The organism is Leisingera sp. ABM4_103, assembly GCF_056158685.1.
The window spans coordinates 134,316-146,740 of sequence record NZ_JBSWTU010000007.1 but is presented as its reverse complement, the minus strand read 5'-3'; the positions used below and the strand labels follow the sequence as shown (position 1 = coordinate 146,740).

Below are 12,425 nucleotides of genomic sequence, written 5' to 3'. Positions count from 1 at the left end.
CAAGAAAAGGCCTTCTGCAATGGGGCGTCCCATGTCAACTGTGAACTTAGAACGCTAAATAATCGCGGTATAAGGTCATCATACCGCGAGCCAAGGTAGTTTGCCGCTCGGCAGCGGCTCCCAGACCATCTCGGGATCAAACCAAATCGAAAGTGATCTGCGCTGCTTTAGTGCTGTGTTGTAAGAAGGCCAGTTCCTGGTCTTGTACTTCGTAGGGGCCCAACTGCTCATGCTGTTTCAGCTAACACACTGGATTCACGCAGTGAATCCCCAAGCCGATTTGTGCAACATGTATAACCGCCCCTTGCGCAAGAGGGTTTTTGAGCAATTTGGCGCGGTGTCGGGTGCTGACATGTATCCGGCCTCGTGATGCGGCCATCGTCATGCCGCGGGCCCGCATGGTGTTCGCGGGTCGGAACCAAATCAAAGCCGCGTGCTCGATGGCACTCTGTTGCACTCTGGTTCTGCCGACCCCCTCTCACGACCGTTGCGCCAAGCTGCTCTCAGCCCTCCTCCGCTCCGTCGACCTCGCGACCGCTGGCGGACCTTACGCCGCCATGGCCGGAGCCCGGTAGATCTCTCCGCTCTTCATCAGCGCCCAGACGATCCGCGCCATTTTGTTGGCGAGGGCGACCCGGACCAGCATCGTCGGCTTCCGCTCCAGCATTCCCGCCAACCACGTGCCCGGGCGCGCCGAAGCGTGGCAGTGCCGCTTGATGATAACGCTGTTGGCGCCGATGATCAGCAACCGGCGCAAAGAGCGCTCGCCCATCTTTGTCGTGGCGCCGAGCCTCTGCTTTCCGCCTGTCGAGTGCTGCCGCGGCGTGAGGCCGAGCCATGCCGCGAAGTCTCGCCCCTTCCGGAAAGCTTCCGGTGGCGGAGCCAGAGTGGCGATGGCCGTGGCGATCAACGGGCCGATGCCGGGGATCGTCATCAGGCGCCGGGCAATCTTATCCGTCTTGGCGCGCCGGTCGATCTCGGCATCCAAGGTCTCGATCTGCCCGTCGAGCTGGGCAAGCGTTGCAGTCAGGACCGTCAGGGAGGCCCGCGCCGTGGCGGGCAGGCCCGAGGCCTCGTCTGCGACAAGGGCGACCAGGCGCCGGGCATTCGTCGCACCCTGTGGCACGACCCAGCCGTACTCGGCGAGGTGTCCGCGGAGCGCGTTGATGGCCTGGGTGCGCTGCCGGATGAGCAATTCTCGGACGCGGAAGACGCTGGCCGCCCCTTGCGTTTCCTCGCTCTTCACCGGCACGAGGCGCATATTCGGTCTCTGCGCCGCCTCGCAGATTGCTTCAGCGTCCGCCGCGTCATTTTTTTGCCGCTTGATTTATCATCAGGTGGCCATAATGCGGAGGAACGTGGGACAGGCGCATGAATTCCCCACCTTTCTGCCGCTAATCGATGGCTTTGCTCCGCATTACTTTCGGCCGAACCTCTGCGGTTGTTTGACCAGCGGAGGAGCCAGCGATGACAAAAGCCGATCGCCAAGTAATCACCGAACTCGAAACCGAACTGACCAGCCAAGAATACAGCCCGGTCGTGGTCAGGAATTACTGCGCCTATGCGCGCGGCTTCCTTGACCATCTTGCGCAGCGGAATATCCCGGTCGCGGATGTAACCGAAGCCCAAGTGGAGCAATACCTGCGCGAAGCGGTCACGCTGTTCCAGCGTCGTCACGGCCGCCGTCCCGGTCCGCGCTGGCACCAGATTCCGTGCGCGGGCATTCACGCGCTGCTGCGGCTTGTGCAGGGTCGCTGGCCACCGGCTACAAATGCGGCCTGTGCGGCCGACGCGTTGCGATTTACGATCTGCAACGAGTACGAGGCATGGCTTCTCGATGAGCGTGGCCTTGCCCGGCCCAGCATCGATGCGCTTCTGTGGGAGGCCCGACACTTCCTGGCCTGGCAATTCGAACGATGCGGTGCCGAAGGCCTGATGGATCTGAGTGTCGGCGACATCGACCGCTATATGGATCTGCGTGCATTGAAGCTGACGCGCAGCTCGCTGAAATCTGTTGCGGAGCGGCTTCGTTCGCTGCTGCGTTATCTCTATAGGGCGGGCCACATTGCGACCGACCTGTCGCCGCACATCATCGCGCCGTTGCTCTACGCCTATGAAGGTGTGCCCTCGATCCTGGAACGGGGCCAGATCGCCGCGGTTCTGGAAAGCGCGAGGGCGGACAAGACACCGGCGGGGCTGCGGGACTATGCGATCTTGCAACTCCTTGCAACCTATGGGTTGCGGTCTGGAGAAATCCGCAATCTCCGGATCGAGGACATCGACTGGCGGAGCGAAACCATCCGTGTCCGTCACAGCAAAACGGGAGCCTGCTCGTTCCTGCCCTTGATGGCGCCTGCGGGCGAGGCCGTTCTCGCTTATCTGCGTTCCGGACGGCCAGCGACCGATGCCAGGGAAATCTTCATCCGCACGCGCGCGCCCTATCGCAAGCTTGAGAAGCTATACAGTCTGGTTCGACGGCGGCTCTGCAATGCCGGCATCAAGCCGCCAGGCAAATGCGGGCCGCACATCTTCCGCCATGCGCGTGCGGTCGAGATGCTGCGCACGTCAGTTCCGCAAAAAGCCATCGGCGACCTTTTGGGGCATCGCTCAACCGCGTCGACGGCTCCTTACCTCAAGTTTGCCACCGAGGATCTCAGGGCCATTGCGCTTGATGTGCCGGGCGCGGAGGGGCTGGCATGACCGCTCGCTGGCCCGATCCCGATCGCACGATCATTGACCTCTATCTCGCAGGCCTTGGTCTGCGCAGCATGAAAAGCCGAACCTGCTACCGGCAGGTATTGCACAGCTTCCAGGACGTCGCCGAGCATCACAGCGAACTTGGTCAGGACGTGCTGGTCGCGTGGCTGCGGGTATCGGCTGAATGCTGGGCAGCGACTACGCTGCTGCACCGCACCCGCATCGTTGACCGGTTCCTCGATCACCTTCTGCATACCGAGGCGATCGACCGCAATCCCGTCACCACCCTGCTCGACGCATGCAATATCAAGCAGTGCACGCCGGTCTGGCGCGCTCTGGCGTCGCGCGATCCGAAAAAGGCCCTTGCCGAGTTGCGCCGGCCCCGGCCGTTCGGCAGCGTGCTGGGAGAGGTTTTGGCTGAGCACGTCGCGCTGATGCGGAACCGGGGGTACAAATACACTTCGCAGTCTGCCCGGTTGTTGAGATTTGACCGGTTCCTGCAGCTGAACCCGGCGCTCCAGGAACAGCCGATCGAGGTGATACTCGAACACTGGGCGGCGGCGAAATCCACGAGCAATCACGCTGCCGAATGTGAAAATCTCAGGCGTGTCCTCACGAAAATCTTCCGTCACCGGGATCCATCGATCCCATCGCGCCGACCGGACCCGAGACCGCAGAAGGACGTGGTCAAGCAATGGCGCAAGCCCCACATCTACTCGCCTGCCGATATGCGGCGGATGCTCGACGTCGCTCGTTCTTATCCCTCACCACGGTCACCACTTCGCCCGCTGACGATCTACACCATGCTGGTGCTGGTCTATTGTGCAGGCTTGCGGCGGGGCGAGCTTGCCCGTCTCGATCTTGGCGACATCGATCTCCAGAGCGGTACGATCACGGTTCGCCAAACGAAGTTCTTCAAAACCAGAATCCTGCCGCTGCCCGCCAGCGTGATGGCCGAGCTTCGAGCCTATATCAAAGCCCGGCGCCGTGCCGGCGCATCGCAGGATCCATGTTTCAGTCTGTTCTGGCACGAGCAGGGCCGCACCCGCCGCTACACGCCGGAAATGATCACCTGGCTGCTCACTAACGTCATACGGCGCGCCGGGTTGAAGCCACTGCAAGGGCGAACCGGGCCGCGCGTTCACGATCTGCGCCACTCGATGGTCGTGAACCGCATCTTGGAATGGTACAAAGCGGGCATCAATCCGCAGGACCGGCTGCCGTTCCTCGCGACTTACCTCGGGCATCGGGATATCAATTCCACCCTGGTCTACATCACCGTCACGCAGGATCTTCTGCATCACGCCAGCGAACGGTTCAGAGCCGTGGGCGCACCCTGCCTCGACCTTGGGCGGGAGGTGAGGTCATGAACAAGGCGAACCCGTTCCCGAACCTGATGCGCGCGTTCTTCTATGAGTGGCTTGTTGAGCAGCGTAACGCCTCCGTCCATACGGTCCGATCCTACCGCGACACTTGGCGGCTGTTTCTGCGGTTCGCCGCACAGCGCGCAAAAAAGACGGTTGCGATGATCACGCTGGCCGATCTGACTGCCCGCGACGTTACTGAGTTCCTGAGGCACACTGAACATGAGCGCGGCGGCACAATCGGCACGCGCAACTGCCGGCTTGCCGCGATCCGCAGCTTCTTCAACTTCGTGGCGACCAGAGAGCCAGCATCGGTCGCTCAATGCGCGGAAATCCTCAACATCCCGGTCAAGCGAGCACCGGTATCGGAACCCTGTTATCTGGAACCGGCGGAAGTGGCAGCGATCCTTGCCTAGCCAGACCGCTCGACCCTCGAGGGCATGCGCGATCACACGCTGCTCTCGTTCCTTTACAACAGCGGCGCACGAATACAGGAAGCGCTCGACCTGTGCCCCGATATGATCCGGTTTGATAGCCCAAGTTGCGTGCGGCTGACAGGCAAGGGCCGCAAGGAACGCATCTGTCCGCTCTGGCCAGAAACCGTGCTGCTGTTGAAAAAGCTATTGGAACGAAAACCGCGAGCACCGGACCAGCGGCTGTTCGTGAACCGCTATGGCGAGCCGCTCAGTGCCTCGGGCGTCCGGTTCAAGCTTGCGGGCTATGTGAAAGCGGCGGCCGGAACCGAGCCATCGTTGCACGCCAAACATGTGACGCCGCACAGCTTCCGCCACGCCACCGCCGTGCATCTTGTCTCGGCCGGTGTCGACATCACGGTCATCCGCAGCTGGCTTGGCCACGTGAGCCTCGACACCACCAACCATTACGCGAAGGCGAACCTGGAAACGAAGCGAAAGGCACTGGAGCAAGTCAGTCTTCCGGCAACGGCAGTTCATCCGCCGTCATGGAAACGGGATGCGAGCCTGCTCGCCTGGCTCGATACGCTCTGAAATAATGTGGAGGAATATGGGGCGAAAACGCCGGTAAGCAGCAGGTCTGCGCACGTTCCTCCGCATTATGGCCACCTGATGATAATTAAAGTAATGGAGAGGTGATCATTACTTGAGGAAGGGCTTCACATAGGCGGGCGGGATGAGCTTGATGTCGTGACCGAGCTTGGCCAGCTCCCGACCCCAGAAATGCGCTCCCCCTCAGGCCTCCATCGCCACCAGGCAGGGCGGCAACTTGGTGAAGAATTCAAGCGCTTGGGCCCTTCTAAGCTTCTTGCGTAAGACAGCACTGCCTCTGCTGTCAGCACCATGGACCTGGAACACATTCTTCGCCAGATCCAGTCCGACTGTGATAATCTCCGACATGACCGCCTCCCAATATGGATTGTTGCGATCCCATCTTGGCACACCGATGCCGTCGGGGGGCGGTTACAGCATCAAGGCCCATCCACAGCATAAGTTCATCCTGTCACCGAAGTCTTGAACCCAATCTAGCCTGTGTCGGCGTGACCCCATACTCCGTTCGAACTGCATTTGAAAGCCCGGAGACGGAAGAAAATCCAGCGGAGAGCGCAACTTCAATAAGGGGAATTTCTGTTTCCGTTAGCAGCAAGTGCGCATTTTGCGTGCGCAACCTTTTATAGAAACGCGATGGAGACATGTTCAGTTGCGCGTTAAATGAACGCTCGATCTGACGTATTGATGCTTTGAGTTGAAGCGATATTTCTTTTATTGAAAGTGGTTCGGAGATGTTTTGTTCCATCAATCTGATGGCTTGCGAAACAGTCGGGCAGAAAGCATTTTTTATGAAACTAACCCCTTTGGGCTGCTCTGCAGTTCTATTTCGAACCGTTCGTATCATTAGTTGACTTGCAATCTCTGCAAGTTCTTTTCTTGAGAGGTAGCTCGCGAGTATAGAAATTACTAGCTCTGATGTATAGTTGGAGCCCGCAGAAGTTATCACCCCGTCAGAGCTTTCTACGTAGCGCGTACTCAAAGATGGGTAAAATCCTTCTTCTGAAAGAACAAGAACATCCCTCCAGTGAGTGGTGAAATCTCGCTCGCAAGAATGAGTGGCCCTAATGTATGCAGTCGCAGAATCCGATAACAATACCGTAGTTCTCCCTATTCTCTGCATTGCTCGTTTGCGAGCCATCCACCCATTGGGTGATGCGTTGTGGCCACCAACAACAATCAACAGATCGGGTAAGTTGTGATCAAAAACAGATGGTTCAGAACGTGCCAGAAATCCACCTTCTCCCTCTACCAAACCGGGAGTGTCTGAAACGAACCGCCATCTGAAATGGAAAAGTTTTCCAACTTTATTTGCGACTGCCAGTGTGGACGTGATCGAGGCGGCCTCTATTTCGGAGAAATTTTTCTGAATAAATATTTCCACCGATACGTTCTTTTTAAGTTTTCTGCGGGAGTGGTTTTCTTCAGATTTTCTTTTCATTTCTACCAATATTAACTTCCTCTGATGTGTTCGATGGTGGGGAGAAGCCCCATTCGAACGAGATGCTGAACTGAGATGCCTTTTCTTTGGCGCGAAAACTGTGAAGGATTCACCTCCTTTCATTATCAACCATTGAAACACAAGCTGGCGACTCTTTATTTCATCAGGGATGATAAATTTAGTGTTGCTTGCGCTATCTCCATTGTCTGGTTGTGGAGAGTGGGCAATATATCGCTGAAAGCCTGAACTTCTAAAAGCTCAACCGTTTTGGACAATTCATTGGCCGCTACATGAGTTTTTTACCTTTCTCAGGGGCTAAAGATGACAAACAGTTGGGGAAAATAGATTTGTAAGGCCGTCGAGTTCGACTGAAGTAGTTTCAGCGACGGAAAATGGCTACCCGATCTAGGGCAATCACCCCCAAAGCAGCCGTAGATACAAGCCGAGTAAAATTGTTGAACCGATGAGGCTCTGATCAAATTGAAATTTCAGCCGTGCAGGCAAACACCGTTCTCCGGTGTGCATCGTCTTGTGTTAGGCATCGGGCTGAAATTCAGCGACGTGTATTGCAAGAGCACGTTTCATGGCTGTTTCAGAATGGTCGTGAGCGATATCAGGTGTGTATCTAGGCCATCCCGCAGCAGCATACTGAAACTTCTGTCCACGCCTTCGAAAGTTCCGCTCAAGCCATTTTGCGAAGCATTTTCGTCCAGACCGCGCGCCAGATCTAGCCACTCGGCACGTAAACGGCAGGGTCCCTCGTCTTCCCAGTGGGTGATCCTGTTGAGAACGTGTCGCGCCCAGGCCTCAATAAGTTGCCCCGGCGGCACTTCACCGCCGCATTCGGCAAATATTGTGGTATGATCTGGTGTCTTACCTGGGTTTCGTGACGGCCAAAGCCACAAGGTGAGCCCAATCACTAGCCAATTGGGTATGGTTCCTGGGTCATCGGAAGATGCCGCTACACGAAAGTGGCCGCACTTGGCACCGTTTAGAAAGAGAGTGCCATCCCAGCCAAGTTGTACAGCGACTTCAGGTGGGGCGAGCGAAACCAGAGCACTCTCAAAGCTTACTCCGCAGAGCGGAAGCATGCTCATTGACTGCTGAAGAGGAATTTCAGGTGCTAGAACAATGGAGGCCTCTATCTGAGGGGGGGATAAGCTGTAGCATACCAAGCCTGCATCGCATCCTGTGATCGCGCGGAGACATGCGGTGGCGAAGGGGTTTTCTGTGCAAGCTTCGCCCTGCATCATAGGAGGAAACCTCAGGCCGCTCATGCCATACCCTGCTGGATTAGCTGTTCGGCGATGTGGTGGAATGCATGCGCCTGTGGGCTGTCAGGCTGGGTTACTGTGACCGGCGCTCCGCAATCAGCGGCGAGTCGGATCTGAATGTCCAGTGGCACTTCGGCCAGCAGGGGTACGCCGAGCTTTGCGGCTTCTGCGGCCGCACCACCGCGGCCAAAGACATGTTCTTCATACCCGCAGTTCAAGCAAATATGCGTGGACATGTTTTCGATCATGCCTAAAATCGGGACATCCAACTGCTTGAACATGTCGATCCCTTTCCGCGTGTCCAAAAGGGCGATGTCCTGCGGCGTTGAAACAACAATAGCACCATTGACAAGGGTTTTTTGCGCCAGCGTCATTTGAACGTCTCCAGTCCCAGGCGGCAGGTCCACGATCAGTACGTCAAGCGCCCCCCACTGCACCTGCATCATCATCTGTTGTAAAGCCCCCATTAGCATCGGACCTCGCCAAACGACCGCTTGCCCATCGTTTACCATCAGGCCGATTGACATCAACGTGACTCCATGATTGTTCAACGGAAGGATAGTCTTGCCATCAGGTGAGGAGGGGCGCCCTGAGACACCCAGCATACGGGGTTGCGATGGGCCATAGACATCGGCGTCCAGCAGCCCAACCCTGCGCCCTCGTGCTGCCAACGAGCAAGCAAGATTGGCAGAGACCGTCGATTTCCCGACACCGCCTTTGCCAGAAGCCACCACGACTATTTTTTGCACACCAGGAATGGATTGAGGCCCTTGCGGCCGTGGTGCTGGACCCGAATTTAGGTCTGGCGGCGCTATGTCTAAATGGCTCGTTAGCCCGATGTAAACCTGTTCTACACCTGCCATTTCCATCAGTTTCGCTTTTGCCTTGAGTCGAGCGGTTTCGTATTTCTGTGCATGTTCTTTTGCTACCTCCATTACGAAACGCACCTTGGTATCATCCACAGTCAACGCCCGTACGACGCCGCTTGCGACAATGTCACCGCCTAAAACTGGATCGGCAATGGATTGTAGAACCTTGCGAACGGCCTCTATACTCATCTTTGGTTTCCTTTCTGCCATTGACGCGCTTGAAGCGCGTCGCCAAGGCTGACCCCCGTCTTGACTGTCGGGGCTGGTTAACGATCTTTTCGTTGCTATGCTTGTAGCTGTGATGGCAGACGACACTCAGCTGTTGCGGTTTCATCTATTGCAGATACCTACCTTAGGTCAGTTGATGCGCGTCTCGTGAAAATTGCCGGTAAAGCTTGAACTGGCCGACGTCGCCTAGGCGGCTCTGATACTTGGCGCAAATGGTGAGGCCCTGTTCGACGGAGCATAAAAGGAGCTTCATCATAAGAACTGGCATTGCGGGTGTTCTGCCACTGAAACGCTTGCTCAAAGGCCGCGTTCCGATGTCGGAAAGGCACCAATTCAAAATTAGCGCCAGACGGTTGACGGCCGGAATTTTGAGTAGGCGTCATCAACAATGCAAAGCCAGGGGATGATTGCCGATGAGGAGCGCGGATGACGTGTCTTGCAGCTAATCGACCATGAGTGTGGTCGCCTCGGCGGGATAGAACATTAGACAAAATCCTTAGGCAAGGGGCCTTAGATTAAAGAGGCTGATTTCAGGAGCCAAGCCTCCGAAATCAAAGGCAGAGATTTTGAACAGTTTCGGGGCCGAAACATCGCTCCACCCTGCTCGTACCCGCCAAGGCGAACAGAAGAGTAAGAGATTAGCTATCGTAGCTTTCTGCCTGAACTTCGAAAATTCTGACTCTGTTGGGGCTCAGAAAGTTTCGTTACATTTCTGTTCGCCCGCGGTTGTACAGTTGATTTTTTATGAGGCGATACCGTACCGATTGATGAAGCCCTTGGAAAAAGCTCTCCGAGAACACTCGAGAACCTGTTCGAACCATACCAATAGAAGCGAAAGTTATCATAGATTCAGCCATGTTTTCTCCTGAGGAAACAATTGAGGGTTCAAGCCGATTCTCGAACGGTGGAGTTCCATATTTAGGCGAAGGAGAGCCGTTTCAGCAATAGAAAATTTAATCCCTCCTGGGGAAATGATCTGGGCGCCGAAGGGTCGGTAATGGTTAATTTGATTTATTTCAATAGTTTACCATTGGCTCTTTGAGCTGGGACGGCATCTTGAAAAATGCATTTTGGAGTGCTGGCTTCAAAACTTCTCATGAAAAGGCTTGGTTGTTGAGTTCTGCGCAGAAGCACAAGTCAGAGTCCAAGGTTTAAAAAAGGAAAATATTCTCAAAGAGGGGCAGTATTTCCCAAAAGGCTATGAAGTTTTTTCACTCAATGGACAGTATGTCACACATTTACGGATATGGGTTCTTGGGGTTGGACAGCCTGACGCAATAGAACTTTGTTTGCTGTCACTTTTTTGTTGACCCATGTCGTATCTTGCAATCTTCTAGGGGTAAGTTGCCTTAAGGCCTAGAATGCTTGAGGCTCATAGAGAGGTTGAAATGGGTATGTTTAATCAGGCCCGAAAAGAAGAAAAGCAAGGGTCGCTTATAACTTGGATTGGGAACTTAGGCGACTGCAAAATGGAGGAAATTGCCTCGGCGAGGAAAGTGCCCCCCCCCCCCCACACACAGACAAAGCTGTAGATAAAAGTAGAGATGCCACATTGGCACATGTTCTTGCCACAACTACAGGACCTGTTTGCTCACAAGAAAACTCAATATGATCACAGAGAATTCAGGTGTTCAAATCTGTGTTCTGGTGAGTAAATTAAAATAATAGTCGCAGCGAAAGTTAGATTTCAATGGGGAATCGGCCTAATTTTTCGATCTGAATCGAGTTAGGAGATAGAGTTGTGGTGTCGTTGTGGCTTCAAGGAAAATACCCAGAACTTCTAAAAGGAACTCCATGAGCTACAAGAGTGACATCGAGATTGCGCGTGAGGCGCAGAAGAAGCCGATCCAGGAGATTGGCGCGAAGATCGGGATTTCGGACAGGGACCTGCTGCCCTACGGCCATGACAAGGCGAAGGTGAGCCAGGCGTTCATCGATTCGGTGCAGTCGAAGCAGGACGGCAAGCTGATCCTGGTGACCGCGATCAACCCGACGCCGGCGGGCGAAGGCAAGACCACCACCACCGTGGGCCTGGGCGACGGCCTGAACCGGATCGGCAAGAACGCGATGATCTGTATCCGCGAAGCCTCGCTGGGGCCGAACTTCGGCATGAAGGGCGGCGCTGCAGGCGGCGGCTATGCCCAGGTGGTGCCGATGGAGGAGATGAACCTCCACTTCACCGGCGACTTCCACGCCATCACCTCGGCGCACTCGCTGCTCAGCGCGATGATCGACAACCACATCTACTGGGGCAACGAGCAGGACATCGACACCCGCCGCGTCGCCTGGCGCCGGGTGGTCGACATGAACGACCGCGCCCTGCGCACCATCACCGCGTCTCTGGGCGGCGTCTCCAACGGCTTCCCGCGCGAAGCCGGCTTTGACATCACGGTGGCCTCGGAAGTGATGGCGATCCTGTGCCTGGCGAACGACCTGAAGGACCTGGAAAAGCGCCTCGGCGACATCATCGTGGCCTACCGCCGCGACAAGACCCCGGTCTACTGCCGCGACATCAAGGCCGAAGGCGCGATGACCGTGCTGCTGAAGGACGCGATGCAGCCGAACCTGGTGCAGACGCTGGAAAACAACCCGGCCTTCGTGCACGGCGGCCCGTTCGCCAACATCGCGCACGGCTGCAACTCGGTGATCGCCACCAAGACCGCGCTGAAGGTTGCCGACTACGTGGTGACCGAGGCGGGCTTCGGCGCCGACCTGGGCGCCGAGAAGTTCATGAACATCAAGTGCCGCAAGGCGGGCATCTCGCCGTCGGCGGTGGTGGTCGTGGCCACCGTGCGCGCGATGAAGATGAACGGCGGCATCGCCAAAGCGGACCTGGGCGCGGAAAACGTCGAGGCGGTCAAGAAGGGCTGCGCCAACCTCGGCCGCCACATCGAGAACGTCAAATCCTTCGGCGTGCCGGTTGTGGTTGCGATCAACCACTTCGTGACCGACACCGATGCCGAAGTGCAGGCGGTGAAGGACTACTGCGGCACCCACGGCGTCGAGGCGGTGCTGTCGTGTCACTGGGAATTGGGTTCCGAGGGCTCTATCGATCTGGCGCAGAAGGTGGTTGAGCTGGCCGACTCCGGCCAGGCGAACTTCTCGCCGATCTACCCGGACGACATGCCGCTGTTCGAGAAGATCGAGACCATCGCCAAGCGCATTTACCGCGCCGACGAGGTACTGGCGGACAACAAGGTCCGCAATCAGCTGAAGGAATGGGAAGAAGCGGGCTACGGCAACCTGCCGGTCTGCATGGCCAAGACCCAGTACTCCTTCACCACCGACCCGAACCGCCGCGGCGCGCCCGTGGGCCACTCGGTGCCGGTGCGCGAAGTGCGCCTGTCGGCCGGGGCCGGCTTCATCGTCGCGGTCTGCGGCGAGATCATGACCATGCCGGGCCTGCCGCGCACCCCTGCGGCGGAAACCATCCGCCTGAATGCGGACGGCCAGATCGAAGGCTTGTTCTGAGCCAACTAGAATTGGACCGTAGCTCCCCAGCTCTCCCTAAACAACTGAAGCATTGAAAT

The 12,425-nt window shown here is 56.7% G+C and carries 8 protein-coding genes and 3 pseudogenes; 5 read left to right on the top strand and 6 right to left on the bottom strand.

Annotated elements, in window-relative coordinates; all coding sequences use genetic code 11:
- Positions 1 to 99: 99 nt before the first annotated feature.
- Together ACXAED_RS23030 and ACXAED_RS23025 are read right to left on the bottom strand one after the other, a co-directional pair.
- Positions 100 to 231: pseudogene (locus ACXAED_RS23030) on the bottom strand (IS5/IS1182 family transposase); the annotation flags it as partial.
- A 316-nt stretch (positions 232 to 547) separates the two neighbouring features.
- Positions 548 to 1,327, bottom strand: a pseudogene (locus ACXAED_RS23025) (IS110 family RNA-guided transposase); the annotation flags it as partial.
- A 140-nt stretch (positions 1,328 to 1,467) separates the two neighbouring features.
- Between ACXAED_RS23025 and ACXAED_RS23020 the strand changes: the two are divergent.
- Genes ACXAED_RS23020 through ACXAED_RS23005 form a run of 4 tightly spaced genes read left to right on the top strand, consistent with a single transcriptional unit; the run spans position 1,468 to position 5,068 of the window.
- Entirely contained in the window at positions 1,468 to 2,700 is a 1,233-nt protein-coding gene (locus tag ACXAED_RS23020; protein WP_475053936.1) for a site-specific integrase, read from the top strand.
- Complete coding sequence (locus ACXAED_RS23015; protein WP_475053935.1) at positions 2,697 to 4,067, top strand: tyrosine-type recombinase/integrase; 1,371 nt, start codon at positions 2,697 to 2,699, stop codon at positions 4,065 to 4,067. The genes ACXAED_RS23020 and ACXAED_RS23015 overlap by 4 nt, the downstream gene beginning before the upstream one ends.
- A complete protein-coding gene (locus ACXAED_RS23010) occupies positions 4,064 to 4,477 on the top strand; it encodes a tyrosine-type recombinase/integrase (protein ID WP_475053932.1) in 414 nt (137 codons plus the stop codon). Before ACXAED_RS23015 ends, ACXAED_RS23010 begins: the two co-directional genes overlap by 4 nt.
- Positions 4,478 to 4,501: 24 nt before the next feature.
- Positions 4,502 to 5,068 carry a tyrosine-type recombinase/integrase gene (locus ACXAED_RS23005; RefSeq protein ID WP_475053931.1) on the top strand — a complete coding sequence of 189 codons (567 nt, stop codon included), beginning with the start codon at positions 4,502 to 4,504 and terminating at the stop codon, positions 5,066 to 5,068.
- Between the two features lie 111 nt (positions 5,069 to 5,179).
- Here ACXAED_RS23005 and ACXAED_RS23000 read toward each other — a convergent pair.
- From ACXAED_RS23000 to ACXAED_RS22985, 4 genes and pseudogenes are all read right to left on the bottom strand, one after another.
- Positions 5,180 to 5,434 (bottom strand): annotated as a pseudogene (locus ACXAED_RS23000) (IS110 family transposase); the annotation flags it as partial.
- Between the two features lie 103 nt (positions 5,435 to 5,537).
- A complete protein-coding gene (locus ACXAED_RS22995; protein ID WP_475054077.1) occupies positions 5,538 to 6,524 on the bottom strand; it encodes a GlxA family transcriptional regulator in 987 nt (328 codons plus the stop codon).
- Positions 6,525 to 7,105: 581 nt separating this feature from the next.
- Complete coding sequence (locus ACXAED_RS22990) at positions 7,106 to 7,801, bottom strand: biotin/lipoate--protein ligase family protein (protein ID WP_475053928.1); 696 nt, start codon at positions 7,799 to 7,801, stop codon at positions 7,106 to 7,108.
- The gene (locus tag ACXAED_RS22985) at positions 7,798 to 8,856 is read right to left on the bottom strand and encodes an Mrp/NBP35 family ATP-binding protein (protein ID WP_475053926.1); all 1,059 of its coding nucleotides are present in this window, start codon (positions 8,854 to 8,856) and stop codon (positions 7,798 to 7,800) included. Before ACXAED_RS22985 ends, ACXAED_RS22990 begins: the two co-directional genes overlap by 4 nt.
- A 1,833-nt stretch (positions 8,857 to 10,689) precedes the next feature.
- Here ACXAED_RS22985 and ACXAED_RS22980 point away from each other — a divergent pair.
- Positions 10,690 to 12,366, top strand: a complete 1,677-nt coding sequence (locus ACXAED_RS22980; RefSeq protein WP_475053924.1) for a formate--tetrahydrofolate ligase — start codon at positions 10,690 to 10,692, stop codon at positions 12,364 to 12,366.
- Positions 12,367 to 12,425 lie beyond the last annotated feature (59 nt).